The sequence below is a fragment of the Vibrio sp. 1CM23M genome (genome assembly GCF_023161755.1).
Taxonomy (GTDB): Bacteria; Pseudomonadota; Gammaproteobacteria; order Enterobacterales; family Vibrionaceae; genus Vibrio; species Vibrio coralliirubri.
This window is the reverse complement of sequence record NZ_JALNTR010000003.1, coordinates 297,437-310,852: the sequence shown is the minus strand read 5'-3', so window position 1 is coordinate 310,852 and position 13,416 is coordinate 297,437. Positions and strand designations below refer to the sequence as shown.

General features: G+C 44.1%; 11 protein-coding genes. 5 read left to right on the top strand and 6 right to left on the bottom strand.

Features of this window, described 5'->3' with window-relative positions; all coding sequences use genetic code 11:
* Positions 1 to 6: 6 nt before the first annotated feature.
* Both MSG35_RS12360 and MSG35_RS12355 read right to left on the bottom strand, forming a co-directional pair.
* Complete coding sequence (locus tag MSG35_RS12360) at positions 7 to 1,131, bottom strand: ROK family protein (RefSeq protein WP_248384071.1); 1,125 nt, start codon at positions 1,129 to 1,131, stop codon at positions 7 to 9.
* A gap of 62 nt (positions 1,132 to 1,193) precedes the next feature.
* Positions 1,194 to 2,021: a glycerophosphodiester phosphodiesterase family protein gene (locus tag MSG35_RS12355; RefSeq protein ID WP_248384070.1), complete on the bottom strand. Its 828-nt coding sequence runs from the start codon at positions 2,019 to 2,021 to the stop codon at positions 1,194 to 1,196.
* A 241-nt stretch (positions 2,022 to 2,262) separates the two neighbouring features.
* Here MSG35_RS12355 and MSG35_RS12350 point away from each other — a divergent pair, with 241 nt between their 5' ends.
* The 4 genes from MSG35_RS12350 to MSG35_RS12335 are packed head-to-tail and all read left to right on the top strand — an operon-like array spanning position 2,263 to position 6,154.
* A complete protein-coding gene (locus MSG35_RS12350; protein WP_248384068.1) occupies positions 2,263 to 3,333 on the top strand; it encodes an ABC transporter ATP-binding protein in 1,071 nt (356 codons plus the stop codon).
* Positions 3,330 to 4,199, top strand: coding sequence for an ABC transporter permease (locus MSG35_RS12345; RefSeq protein WP_172379162.1), 870 nt, complete (start codon positions 3,330 to 3,332; stop codon positions 4,197 to 4,199). The genes MSG35_RS12350 and MSG35_RS12345 overlap by 4 nt, the downstream gene beginning before the upstream one ends.
* The gene (locus MSG35_RS12340; RefSeq protein ID WP_172379163.1) at positions 4,196 to 5,041 is read left to right on the top strand and encodes an ABC transporter permease; all 846 of its coding nucleotides are present in this window, start codon (positions 4,196 to 4,198) and stop codon (positions 5,039 to 5,041) included. Before MSG35_RS12345 ends, MSG35_RS12340 begins: the two co-directional genes overlap by 4 nt.
* 15 nt (positions 5,042 to 5,056) lie before the next feature.
* Positions 5,057 to 6,154: an extracellular solute-binding protein gene (locus tag MSG35_RS12335; RefSeq protein WP_172379164.1), complete on the top strand. Its 1,098-nt coding sequence runs from the start codon at positions 5,057 to 5,059 to the stop codon at positions 6,152 to 6,154.
* Between the two features lie 108 nt (positions 6,155 to 6,262).
* Here MSG35_RS12335 and yejF read toward each other — a convergent pair whose 3' ends face one another.
* Genes yejF through MSG35_RS12315 form a run of 4 tightly spaced genes read right to left on the bottom strand, consistent with a single transcriptional unit; the run spans position 6,263 to position 11,936 of the window.
* A complete protein-coding gene (gene yejF, locus MSG35_RS12330; protein WP_248384066.1) occupies positions 6,263 to 7,876 on the bottom strand; it encodes a microcin C ABC transporter ATP-binding protein YejF in 1,614 nt (537 codons plus the stop codon).
* A gap of 9 nt (positions 7,877 to 7,885) precedes the next feature.
* Positions 7,886 to 8,908: an ABC transporter permease gene (locus MSG35_RS12325; protein WP_048608646.1), complete on the bottom strand. Its 1,023-nt coding sequence runs from the start codon at positions 8,906 to 8,908 to the stop codon at positions 7,886 to 7,888.
* Between the two features lie 31 nt (positions 8,909 to 8,939).
* The gene (locus MSG35_RS12320; RefSeq protein WP_004730359.1) at positions 8,940 to 10,028 is read right to left on the bottom strand and encodes a microcin C ABC transporter permease YejB; all 1,089 of its coding nucleotides are present in this window, start codon (positions 10,026 to 10,028) and stop codon (positions 8,940 to 8,942) included.
* A 12-nt stretch (positions 10,029 to 10,040) separates the two neighbouring features.
* Positions 10,041 to 11,936 (bottom strand): extracellular solute-binding protein, encoded by a 1,896-nt coding sequence (locus MSG35_RS12315; RefSeq protein ID WP_048613443.1) that lies wholly within the window; start codon positions 11,934 to 11,936, stop codon positions 10,041 to 10,043.
* A 337-nt stretch (positions 11,937 to 12,273) separates the two neighbouring features.
* Here MSG35_RS12315 and MSG35_RS12310 point away from each other — a divergent pair, with 337 nt between their 5' ends.
* Positions 12,274 to 13,317, top strand: a complete 1,044-nt coding sequence (locus MSG35_RS12310; RefSeq protein WP_248384064.1) for an endonuclease/exonuclease/phosphatase family protein — start codon at positions 12,274 to 12,276, stop codon at positions 13,315 to 13,317.
* Positions 13,318 to 13,416: the final 99 nt, after the last annotated feature.

Below are 13,416 nucleotides of genomic sequence, written 5' to 3'. Positions count from 1 at the left end.
GTTTTATTAAATACCTAGCGTGCGAAATACTGGGAACATACATGCCCCATAGGTATTTAGCGACGATCCAATTTTTGAAGGAGAGAATTGAGCCATTGCATACGAGCGTTCAGCTTCTTCCCAAACCTTGTCTAATGCGATTTCATCAATAATTGCTTGGCTGATATGTTGAGGGCAAGAACCACCAATAACGATACAATCTGGGTCGAACCATCCTAAAGTGACGACTAGCATGGGCTTAAGCTGAGCAGCGGCAAAACGCACCCATTTTGACACTACAAGGTTATCTAATCCTGGAATATCTTCAGGACCATCCACTTCCAGTCCTGATGCCACCAATTGATCCAACAATCCACGAATAGTAGGCTTGTTTTCTTCACCAAGCAGGTTGAAATATGTTCCTATTTCGCCAGCATTATGCCGACTTCCACGGTAAAGTTTGCGATTGATGATCACACCGCCACCAACACCATGACCAAGCTCAAATAGAACCATGTTTTTGACGTCAATCCACTTACCAGAATAAAACTCACCAACAACTGCAACATTACAATCATTATCGATCCAGACTGGCCATTCAAATACATCTCCAAAGATGCTTGCTAAATCGACACCTCGCCAATGTTCCATCTGAATGATAGTGCGAATCGACTTGCCGTCACCTTCAGAAGGCCCGGGCATTGACACACCAATACCTAAAATACGCGCATTCTGAATTTTATGTTTGTCTACCAGCGAGTCTATTTTCTGTTTGATGCTCGATAGCACTTCTGAAATTGGCGAATCTTCTGCGTAATCCATGATTTCAGTATCGATCACTTCCCCACAAAAGTTTGCTAATGCGACTTCTATACGATGAATATGAAAAGCAATACCAAATGAAAATGCTGCATATGGATTAAGCTGTAATGGAATGATCGGTTGCCCTCGCCCAACTTTTTCACGAGGCCCTTCTTTAATCATATTCATAGCCAACAGTTCTTTCGAAATACTGGTAACAGAACCGCTGCGTAAGCCCGTTTGCTCTACTATTTTAGCGCGTGGAACCGCGCGATGTTCACGACAAACCGCCAGTAGTTTTTTCTGCCCTGGTGTTAATTCTAGTTGTAATGGTTTTGTCGGCGTCAACATGTTCGGTGGTTCTCTATCTAATGGTTTTAGTTTTACTTTTTAACTCTAGGAAATGTAAGCGATTAAATCGCATCCATACCGGACTCTTGTACTAACTCTTTCAACATATCAATATCGTCATGGCTAATCATATCAACGAGTCCAAACCTCAACCATTGAATAATTTCACTATGTGCATCGTAGCCATAATATTGGTTAAGCCATTGTGTCGGTTTCATATTTTTATCTTTATTCGGTAAATACAAACGCGTGGTCAAACCCGATTTTTTGTACTCTTCCAACACCGCTTGAGTCGTATATGGGTATTCAACACAAACTGCAGAAGCATTCGATTCAAGCACTGCATTTAACTGGTTTTGGTAGTGCGCAAGCGTTACAACTTGTAATTGAATATTTGGCAAACGCTGTTTCACAAGGTTAACTAAGGTATGGTCAAAGCCTAGCAATTGGATATGCGCAAGAGCATTGGGTGTTTGTTCTATCAAAGCAGTAAACTGCTCAGCAAATCGGTAATGGTTACGCCTCTGTTTTGCCTCAACAATCAACCCAAGTTGATGTTTAACCGCCCATTCAAGCACTTCACTAAATGTGGAGATTGACGTGTTTTCAAATGACGGGTGAAACCAGCTACCGAAATCCAACGCTTCTAGCTCAGATAACGTCATTTGCTCGACATATCCACTTCCATTAGACGTACGGTCGACACTTGGATCATGAATAACGACCAACTCTTCATCCGCAGTCATAGCAATATCAATTTCTATACAGCTGGTACTACGCTCTACAGCACTTATAAAAGCAGGCATAGTATTTTCTGGGCAGCGAATACAGTCACCTCTGTGACTATTTACAAGAATCTGCCCTTTTTTCGCCACATCAAAAGTAAACATAAATCGCCACCAATTAAACTACCCCAAAAAGTTTAATACAGAATACAGAGCAATTCAGCTTTATGTCAACCTAGAAATACACACCAAAAACCAGAAATAAAAACAGCCAAAAAACAATAGCTTATTAAACTTTCCGTGATCGAAGAATGATTTCTGTGCGAAAAATATCGATCGTTAATAAAACTGAAATAAACTGTAAATAATCTAACTCGAAATTTAAACTTTTAAAAAAAGGTTAATCATGGCAATTTTGGAACTTCGTTCTGTGACGAAAACTTATGGTGACTTTTACGCATCAAAAGAGATCTCATTCTCTGTAGAACAAGGCGAGTTTGTCACTCTACTTGGACCAAGTGGTTGCGGTAAAACAACATTGCTGAAAATGATTGGCGGATTTCAAACACCTACATCTGGAGAAATCCTGATGAACGACCGTGTTGTGAACCAGATCCCGCCAGAAAAACGTGAAACAGCAATGTGCTTTCAATCTTATGCGTTGTTTCCACATTTAAGTGTTTCTCACAATATCTGCTTCGGCATGGTTCAGCAGAAGATCGACAAGAACGAACAAAAACGCCGTTTAGCAGAGATTTTGTCTCAGGTTGGTCTGATTGAACACAAAGACAAATTGCCAGCACAATTATCAGGTGGTCAACAGCAGCGAGTCGCTCTAGCTCGTGCAATGGTGACTCGCCCTGACATCATCCTATTTGATGAACCTTTATCTAACCTTGATGCAAAAATGCGTGAGGGGGTACGTTTCGAAATTAAAGAACTGCAACGCCAGCACAACCTAACATCTATCTATGTCACACATGACCAAGCTGAAGCGCTAGCGATGAGTGACAGAATTGTCGTGCTTAACGGCGGCAACATAGAACAGATTGGCACACCTGAAGACATTTACTATCGTCCAGCTAACCGTTTTGTTGCCGACTTCATCGGTGCTGCAAATATCCACAAGGCGTATGTGGAATCAACGTCGGAAGACAACCAGTACCGAGTGAGTTGTAACATGGCTGAATTTGTCGTTGAATCAGCAGAAGCACCACAAGCTAGTGAAGTTTTTGTTTGCTGGCGTCCTGAAGATGCAGAAATTTGTAAAAAGGATGAAGCCAATAGCTTTGAAGTTAAAGTCGAATCATCAGCTTTCCAAGGTAATAACCTAGATGTGTTTGGATGGGTAGGTACCGAGATTCCTCAGAAAATTCGCTTACAACTGAATGGTCGAGTTTCTGCTCAAAAAGGTGAAACTATTCATGTAAAACTGCCTGAATTTGGAATTCGCTTCCTAGAGGGAGTAGGCGCATGAATCTCAAACCCTACTTATTGCTGATTCCGGGAGTTGGCACCATTGCCTTACTCATGGGAAGCGCGCTCTATGTGGTGGTCGCGCAAAGCTTTGGTATGTTCAGTGTAATGGGCGAAACCAATGCAACTCTTGAATATTGGCAAGCGACTCTAAGCGACCCAATTTTATGGCGCTCAGTAACTTACTCGCTAAGAACTTCAGTACTCGGTACATTAGGCGCTGTCATACTGGCCTACCCTATTGCACTTTGGTTACACAAACCTATCCCGGGTAAACCTGCCATTATCGGTGTTCTCCGTGCTCCTATGTTTGTCCCGGGGCTTGTTGCTGCGTTCTTATTAATGAACGTGATTGCTTACCACGGTATTTTCAACGAATCATTATTGGCATTAGGCATTATTGATAAGCCCATGCGTATGTCTAACGATAAGTTCGGTTGGAGCATTGTAGTGCTGCAAGTTTGGAAAAACTTACCGTTTGCCCTAATCCTGATCAGTGGTTCAATTGCCAGCATTCGTGGAGATCTAATGGACGCTGCTCTAGACCTCGGCGCGACTCGCTGGGCAAGATTCTGTCAGGTGATTTTTCCGTTAACAATTCCAGCATTACAGGCTGCATCTATTCTGATTTTCATTGGCGCACTTGGTGATTTCTCGTTTGCTTCCGTAGCAGGTTCTCGCAGCAGCTACTCACTGGCTATGTTAATGAACATTACCGCAACCCAATATTACGAATGGGAGAACTCAGCAGTGATCGCTATGGTCATCATGCTTCTCGCAGGCTTCTCCGCTGTCGTTCTTACTTTACTAACTCAACCATTTCTTACACGTAAAAGCGTTGTTGTTGATATGGAGAAAGCATCATGAGTCGCCTACGCAACTTAACGAATACCCAATGGGTTATGTTGATCTCAATTAGCTTCTTTGTGCTAGTGAATTTTCTTTGGCTGGGTGTGCCATTTGCTATGGCTATCATTTGGTCCCTAGTCGATCCAAACCACCCATGGAGTTACCCAGACTTATTCCCACAAGTTCTCTCTTTTGGACGTTGGGTTGAAGTGTGGGAAAACACTTCCCTACCAGAAGCACTACGCAACAGCTATTCGGTTGCGCCAGCGGTAGCTATTTTGACCATCACTTTAGCAATGCCGACAGCCTATGCCTTTGGTCGCATGGAGTTTCGTGGCAAAAAGCTTGCTGAAATGGTGTCACTGCTGCCGATGGTTATGCCTTCAATGATCTTGGCTGTCTTTTTCAGTGCCATGCTCCTTGAACTAGGTCTAACTGATCCATACGTCAACATTGTTATTGCGCATACAGTATTGGCCCTGCCTTACGCAATTCGTATTTTGTCGGCAGGTTTTAAAGCCATTCCACAAGATTTGATTGATGCATGTTCAGATATGGGCGCGGGTAAGATTGGAACTTTTAAGCATGCATTCTTGCCTATGCTCAAACCAAGCTTACTTGCATCGTCAATCTTCTGCTTGGTGATCAGTATTGAGGAATTCAATATGTCCTACGTACTTGGTGCACCAGATTTTATTACTGTTCCAACCATCTTATACTCGTTTTTGGGTTATTCATTTATCAGACCTGATGCTGCCGTTGTATCTCTGATCCTTGTGATTCCAAATGTACTACTGATGTTACTAATTGAACGTTTATTGAAAGGAAACTACTTGTCTCAATCGACAGGTAAAGCTTAATTTCGTGAGGATACAATGAAAAAAACTCTACTAGCAGCACTACTTAGCGCCACAGCATTTTCTAGCTTTGCATACGATGTAAACACAATGACGTGGGATGAAATTGAAACTCAAGCGAAAGAAGAAGGCTCAGTAACTTTCTCAGTTTGGTATCTTCAACCTGGTTTCCGTAAGTTTGTAAAAAGCTTTGAAGAAGAAACGGGCATTAAAGTTCGTATCCCTGAAGGCACTCACGATGGTAACCGCAACAAGCTTCAAGCTGAAAGCCGCCGTGATGAAGGTTCTATGGATGTAGTGGCTCTTGGTCCAACAGCATTGAATACGTTCAAACTAGAAAACACTCTTCTAAATTTAAATAAGCTTCCAGAAATTCAAAAGCTGAATCAAACAGCAGAAGGGATCAACTCTAAAGGTTATGGCGTGACCTTCTGGGGCAACCAAACTGGCCTTGCTTACGATCCTAGCCGTATCAAAGAGTCTGATTTACCACAGACCTTTGAAGAAATGGAGAGCTACATCAAAAGCAACCCAATGGCATTTGGTGTAAATGATCCAAACGGTGGAGGAGCTGGTCAGCGCTTCATCGAGTCAAGCATTCGTCACCTATCAGGCGAGTTCGATATGACAGAAAAGCTTGATAAGAAAGTCGTAAAATCGTGGGCACAAACTTGGGATTGGTTTCAAACGAACGAAGAAGATATGCTAATCACAGCGTCTAACGCAGACAGCCTTACACGTATCAACGATGGTGAAATTACACTTGCACCTGCATGGGAAGACCACCTAGCGGGTCTACAAAAGCGTGGCGCGATTACTGATCGCATCAAGTTCTACATCCCTGAATTTGGCATGTCAGGCGGTGGTAACTTTGTAACAGTGGCTAAAAACAGTCAACATCAAGCTGCATCTCTAGTATTCATTAACTGGTTAACATCAGCAAAAACGCAAACGGCACTAAACGCAGAGTTTGGTACAGCGCCACAGCACCCTGAAGCAGACTCTTCTAACGCGCTGATCTCACAAGATATGCGAAACAACTCAACCGAACCGTTTAACTCTGAGTACAGTTCCTACCTGAAGAAGCAATTCACTCGTAATGTACTGATGCGTTAAATTAAATCTTAACTACTCATGCTCGGCCTTACACCAGTAGTTAAAACAAAAAGAACGATATGTTGAGTATCGTTCTTTTTTATTAAGCACCGTAAAGTATGAATAAAATCAGCTTATATTTGATAGCGAAACTAACTGCTTGGTGTAGTCATGCTGCGGATTACCAAACAAAGTCTCAGTGTCACCTTTCTCTATTACCTCGCCAGCTTTCATGACGATGGTGTAATGACACAAGGATTTCACGACATTCAGATCATGACTGATAAACAAATAGGTCAGGCCATACTTTTCTTGAAGTGACTTCAGTAAATCCAGTACTTGAGCTTGAACGGTTCTGTCGAGTGAAGATGTTGGCTCATCAAGCAAGATAAACTCTGGCTTTAAAATCAAAGCACGAGCAATCGCAATACGCTGCCTTTGTCCGCCAGAAAACTCATTAGGGTAACGGTGACGAGTGTCAGGATCGAGGTCAACCTCTCTCATTACGTCACAGATGCGTTGGTCGAGTTCGTGCTCATCCAATTGTTGATGCACTAACAAACCTTCGCCAATCACCTGAGCGACCGACATTCTCGGGTTTAGCGCAGAAAACGGGTCTTGAAAGACCACTTGCATACGGCTTCTAAACGGAAGCATCTGTTTTCGATCTAAACCTTGAAGCTGTTCACTCGAGTAGGTAATTGACCCTTCGCTATCCACCAGCTTAAGTATCGCCATACCGGTCGTCGATTTACCAGAACCACTTTCGCCAACCAAACCGATTGAGTGCCCTTTCTTCAAAGTGAACTCCATGTCGGTTACGGCTTTGACATGAGAAATGGTTCGCTTGAATAAACCGCCCGTGATCGGGAACCAAACACGAAGTTGATTTACATCGAGTAGCGGTTTGCTGTCGGGTGATACAGGGACAGGCAAGCCCTTCGGGTCAGAGTTGATAAGCTTTTGCGTATAAGGGTGAGCAGGCGCATTAAACAGGGTATGACAGTCGTTACTTTCAACCAAGCGACCATCTTTCATTACCGCTACTCTGTCGGCAATCTTACGAACGATGCTTAAGTCATGAGTGATAAAAAGCATCGCCATACCCAGCTCTTGTTGCAGGTCTTTCAACAAATCCAAAATCTGCGCTTGTACCGACACATCCAATGCGGTTGTCGGTTCGTCAGCGATAAGCAGCTCAGGTTCGTTGATCAATGCCATTGCGATCATCACGCGTTGGCGTTCTCCACCAGATAGCTCGTGCGGATACGCTGATATCTTTTGTTCTGGGTAACGAATCCCCACCTTGGATAGCCACTCTATCGCTAAGGCTTGCGCTTTGTTGGTTCGCATACCTCGGTGAATCGCGAGGGTTTCAACAAGCTGTTTTCCGACTCTATGAAGCGGATTCAGCGACACCATGGGCTCTTGAAAGATCATGCCGATGCGACCACCACGAATCCCGCGCAGTTGCCTTTCAGAACAACTCAGAATATCGGTACCAGAGAAGTTAATCTTACCGTTCAAGTAATGCGACGAGCCTTTAGGCAGCAGTTTTAACACTGAATTAGCGGTAACCGATTTGCCTGAACCACTCTCTCCTACCAGTGCGAGTGTCTCACCTTTGTATATCTCCAACGAGACATCATGAGTCACTTGTTCTATCGAATCTTTTCGCCCGAAACCGACCGACAATTTATCGATGGTCAAAACTGGAGAAGCAGGCATTGTATTTGAAGTCATAACCTATCCTTACTTCTGTTGATGTGGGTCGAAAGCATCACGTACCGCTTCACCTACGAAGACCAGTAACGTCAGCATCAGAGAAAGCACGACGAAGGCCGAAATGCCAAGCCAAGGCGCTTGCAAGTTAGCTTTGCCTTGCGCCAATAGCTCACCTAATGACGGCGAACCTGCAGGCAAACCAAAGCCCAAGAAATCTAACGACGTTAATGTGGTGACCGAGCCTGAAAGGATAAACGGCATCATGGTTAACGAAGCCACCATCGCGTTAGGTAGCATGTGACGAAGCATAATGCGTTTGTCGTCAACACCCATCGCTTGCGCGGCACGTACATAATCAAAGTTTCGACAGCGTAAGAACTCGGCTCGAACGATACCAACTAAACTCATCCAACTGAACAGCACCATTATTCCGAGCAGCCACCAGAAGTTTGGCTCGATAAAACTCGACAAAATAATCAGCAAGAATAGGGTCGGCATGCCAGACCAAACTTCAATGAAGCGCTGACCAAACAGATCCACCCAACCACCGTAGTAACCTTGGGTCGCCCCAACAACCACACCAATCACGCTCGATACAATCGTCAGAATAAAGCCAAAGAGCACAGAGATACGGAACCCATAAATGATACGAGCTAATACATCTCGCCCTTTATCATCGGTTCCTAACCAGTTCACTGAATCAGGCTCCGACGGCACCGCGCCTGAAATATCGAAGTTGATGGTGTCGTAGCTAAACGGAATGATGGGCCACACGATGTAACCGCTGTCTTCAATAAGTTCGATAACATAAGGGTCTTTGTAATCGGCTTCTGTTTCAAACTCGCCGCCAAATTCAGTCTCGGCATACTCATTAATGACAGGTACAAACCACTGATTATCATAAGAAACCAATAAAGGCTTATCGTTGGCAATGATCTCAGCGAACAGGCTCAGTCCAAACAGAATGGTAAATATCCAAAGGGAGATAAAACCACGCTTGTTTGCTTTAAAACGTAACCAACGAGCTTCAGCTAAAGGGTTGTTAAACATTTATTATCAATACCTTTTTATTCATTCGCCATTAACGCGCTTCAAAATCAATTCGAGGATCAACCCAGGTATACGTCAGGTCGGAGATAATGCTCAGCACCAAGCCAAGCAAGGTCATGATATAGAGAGAGCTGAACACCACTGGGTAATCTCGCTGAATGGTCGACTCAAAGCCAAGCAGACCGATGCCTTCAAGTGAAAACATCACTTCAATCAACATAGAACCCGTGAAGAAAATACTAATAAATGCACTCGGGAAACCGGCAATAATGATCAACATCGCGTTACGGAAAACGTGCTTGTAGAGAATGCTGCTCTCGTCCAAACCTTTCGCTCGCGCGGTCACCACATATTGCTTATTGATTTCATCAAGGAAGGAGTTTTTGGTCAGCATGCTCAGTGTGGCAAAGCCACCGATAACCATCGCAAAAATAGGCAAAGCTAAGTGCCAGAAGTAGTCGCCAATTTGTTGATACCAGTTGAGCTGGTCGAAATTACTCGACACAAGACCACGCAATGGGAACCAACTGAAGTAGTTACCACTCGCGAACAAAATAATCAGGATAATCGCAAACAAGAAGCCCGGAACGGCATAACCGACAATCACGACCGCGCTCGACCAAATATCGAAGCGAGAACCGTGATGTATCGCCTTCATTATGCCTAAAGGTATCGAAATCACGTAGATGATTAAGGTACTCCATAACCCTAAGGAGATGGAAACAGGCAGTCGCTCGATGATGAGATCAATAACGTTGCCGCCTTTAAACAGGCTTTCACCAAAGTTAAAGGTCGCGTAATTTTTCAACATGTCGAAGTAGCGAACGTGAATCGGCTTATCAAAACCAAACTGCTTTTTGATCTCTTCAACCACTTCAGGATCAAGCCCGCGAGAGCCTTTATAGCCACTGGCAGACGCTTGGTCACTTTCGCTTAAATCAACTTCTTGTCCACCACCAGAAAAGCGCTCCATGATGCCAGAGTTATGCCCTTCTAATTGAGCAACGGCTTGTTCTACCGGACCTCCTGGGGCAATCTGGATGATGAAAAAGTTGATGGTGATGATCGCCCACAGCGTGGGGATCACCAACAATAAACGTCGAAATATATACGCGGCCATGCTAACTAACTCCTAGCGACGTTTTTCAGGAAGCAATGCCGCCTTCTCTTCTGAAATCCACCATGTATCGATACCTAAATCGTATTTAGGCAATACATCTGGACGCTCAAACTTGTCCCACATTGCTACGCGGTACTCGCCAACGTGCCATTGCGGGATGTTATAGAAATTCCACTGCAATACTCGGTCAAGTGAACGACCTAGTGTAAGAAGCTTTTCAGGATGCTGTTGGTTACGCGCAATTTCTTCTGTTAACGCGTCAACCACTGGATCGATAACACCTGCAGTATTGTAAGTAGAATCAATGTAGTTAGAGTTCCAAACGATCATTAAGTTCGGGCTAGGATAAGGGTTTGCGGAAAATGACGACGAAACCATATCGAAATCACGATCACGCAAGCGCTTGATGTATTGAGTGGTATCGATGGTACGGATCTTCATCTCGATACCCATGCGCTTAAGGTTCTTTTGAACCGGCGTTGCAATACGTTCCGTGGTTGGGCTGTAAATCAGCAACTCAAATGACATCGGCTTGCCCGTCTTTTCGTTGGTCATGACTTTGTCTTTCAGCACCCAACCCGCTTCTTTCAGCAATTTGAAAGCGGTACGCATCTGGCTACGAATACGGCCGCTGCCATCGGTGACGGGAGGTTGGAATTCTTCGGTGAAAACTCGCGGTGGAATCTGATCTTTATACTGAGACAACAGCTCAACTTCAGCTTCGCTTGGTAAACCTTTCGCTTCATAGTCAGTATTTTGGAAGTAGCTACGAGTACGCTTGTACTGACCATAGAACATGTTCTTGTTCATCCACTCAAAGTCCATCGCGTAGGTTAACGCTTCACGCACTTTAGGATCCGAGAACACAGGAGATTGGATATTAAAGACGAAACCTTGAGTCGTTTCAGGCTTCTCGTGGTTAATCTCTTCTTTAATGATGTAGCCTTTATCGAAGTTCGCGCCCGTATAAGAGTTGGCCCAGAACTTAGCCGAGTTCTCGGTTCGAAGATCGAACTCCCCGGCTTTAAAGGCTTCCAACATTACAGTGTCGTCACGGTAGTAATCGTATTGCACCTGCTTGAAGTTATTACGGCCAACGTTAACTGGTAGGTCTGCTGCCCAATAGTTTTCATCTAAGCCGTAGGTAACACTTTGGCCTGATTTGTAGCTGATGATCTTATAAGGGCCACTACCGACTGGTGGCTCACTTAGAGGCTCAGACAGTTTTCTGTCTTTCCAGAAATGTTTCGGCAATACACGAGTGCTTTGCGCGAAGCTAAACAGTTTTTCGCGGTTTGGACTGTTCATTTCAATACGAACAACCAAATCAGAGACCGCTTTTACTGACTTAATCTCTTTGTAATACACACGATACTGAGGCACGCCCTCGGTTGAGAACTTGTCAAAAGTGAAGGCAACATCATGCGCGGTGATAGGCTCGCCATCTTGGAATTTAGCATTTGGGTTGATGTCGATTTCCATCCAAGTGAAATCACTGGCATAGCGAACCTTTGAAGCAATCAATGGATAGTACGCATCAATCTCGTCGCTCGGAGAAAACATCAAGGTATCGTAAATCTCTCCGGTATAACTTGCAGCAACGCCGCGGGAACCGAATCGATTAAAGCTATCGTACGTACCTATGCTGCCATAGGTCACTTTACCCTGCTTTGGCGCATCAGGATTAACGTAATCGAAGTGAGTAAAATCGGCTGGATATTTTGCTTCACCAAAACCAACCAGTTGTGTGGTTTCAATAACGGTGACAGCAGGAGTTGATTGGGTTTCAGAAGCGTAAGTAACGGAGGGTTGTAAAGCAATAAGCGGCAACATGATTGCACATGACTTCAATTTAAACCTGAAAAACTGAGTGCGTTGCGAGGCTTTGCGTCGAAAAACTGTTCCCATTTGACTCTCCCTTCAAATGTCATGAATTCTATATTCAAGTTGATTTATCGGCTTTGAATGCATGCCGTTAAATCAAGTATAGGTTCAAATCTAACATCATGTAATAACTAATAAAACCATCAGCACTCTATCTCTGACGGTTTATTTACAATTAACTCGTCACCGCTCGAAGTTATTGGATGCAGTGAGCTTTGATTGCTCTAGCCTGAATGACACAAGCCTCAACGGCTAAGATTCCTTGGGTTGGCTTCTAAAGTGAAATTTAGGCTCTAAATAATCAACAAACTATACTTTTACTGGAGTATCCTTGCAGCCTAGGTCTAAATGGAATGACACTTTGAACAAACCAAACCAAATAACATTCGCAACGTTCAACCTTCTGAACTATCTCGAGCCACCGAATGCTTATTATGATTTTGAGAACATCTACAGCTTCGAAGAATGGCAGAAGAAGCAACATTGGATGGCTGAAGCGATTCGTTCATTAGATTGCGATGTGATTGGCTTCCAAGAGATATTTAGCCCGCAGTCTTTAGAGCAATTGATGAACGAGCTAGGTTATCCATACTTTGCGGTAGTCGATAGCGCACACGTTGAAGATGATTACCTATACACCTCACCTGTCGTTGGTATTGCTTCCCGTTACCCAATTGAAAACGTACAGCCTGTTACGCCAGATTCGACGTTACTGAAAGCATTCAACCTTGGCGATAAATTCTCATTCAACAGAACGCCTGTTCACGCGACGATTACGTTACCCCATTTAGGTTCGACCGACTGTTATGTGGTGCACTTCAAATCACAGCGTCCGACAGAACCAAAAGCAGAACCTGTCGATTCGGACAACGCACTGCAAGGTGAAAAACCACAAAGTGACACGCTCACCCGCTTCCACCAAGAACAGCTTGGTTCTTGGCTATCGAGTGTCCAACGCGGTCTAGAAGCTCAGATGTTGCATCAGTACATCACCCATCAACGTTACCAAACCGATCAACCTGTTGTGTTGATGGGTGACTTTAATAAGCCTCTATTCAACGACGAGTTTAAAGGGCTGTTGAGTTACTCAATCAACCGAGACGAAAACAGCAAGCATTGGCTATCCCACTTTCGCTTGAAAGACAGCTGGGATCTTTACCATCAGCTACATGAAGAAGACTTGCTTGAACAGCGTAAACCAACCCATTACTACGGCGCTTCTGGGTCTGTACTGGACTACATTTTGATGTCGAACGAGTTTGATTGTCAGAACTCGTCTAGCTTAATGGAGATCTCTAACTACACAGTGTTAGACCATCACCTCATCAATCCAAGTTTTGAGCATGACCAATTCAGTACCGACCATGCCATCGTGTCTGTCACCGCTCATATTCGTGAAGCCTAGAGTTAAACATAAAAAAGCCGCAGTCAAAAACTGCGGCCTTCCACTTTAGCTAAACGGGTTGAGCCAACCGACGCCCCATTTAGAAACCGATTTACCGTT

What these genes read in the sequence shown, in the direction of transcription:
- MSG35_RS12360 (WP_248384071.1), bottom strand. Translation starts at nt 1,131, where the DNA reads ATGTTGACGCCGACAAAACCATTACAACTAGAATTAACACCAGGGCAG.
- MSG35_RS12355 (WP_248384070.1), bottom strand. Translation starts at nt 2,021, where the DNA reads ATGTTTACTTTTGATGTGGCGAAAAAAGGGCAGATTCTTGTAAATAGT.
- MSG35_RS12350 (WP_248384068.1), top strand. Translation starts at nt 2,263, where the DNA reads ATGGCAATTTTGGAACTTCGTTCTGTGACGAAAACTTATGGTGACTTT.
- MSG35_RS12345 (WP_172379162.1), top strand. Translation starts at nt 3,330, where the DNA reads ATGAATCTCAAACCCTACTTATTGCTGATTCCGGGAGTTGGCACCATT.
- MSG35_RS12340 (WP_172379163.1), top strand. Translation starts at nt 4,196, where the DNA reads ATGAGTCGCCTACGCAACTTAACGAATACCCAATGGGTTATGTTGATC.
- MSG35_RS12335 (WP_172379164.1), top strand. Translation starts at nt 5,057, where the DNA reads ATGAAAAAAACTCTACTAGCAGCACTACTTAGCGCCACAGCATTTTCT.
- yejF (WP_248384066.1), bottom strand. Translation starts at nt 7,876, where the DNA reads ATGACTTCAAATACAATGCCTGCTTCTCCAGTTTTGACCATCGATAAA.
- MSG35_RS12325 (WP_048608646.1), bottom strand. Translation starts at nt 8,908, where the DNA reads ATGTTTAACAACCCTTTAGCTGAAGCTCGTTGGTTACGTTTTAAAGCA.
- MSG35_RS12320 (WP_004730359.1), bottom strand. Translation starts at nt 10,028, where the DNA reads ATGGCCGCGTATATATTTCGACGTTTATTGTTGGTGATCCCCACGCTG.
- MSG35_RS12315 (WP_048613443.1), bottom strand. Translation starts at nt 11,936, where the DNA reads ATGGGAACAGTTTTTCGACGCAAAGCCTCGCAACGCACTCAGTTTTTC.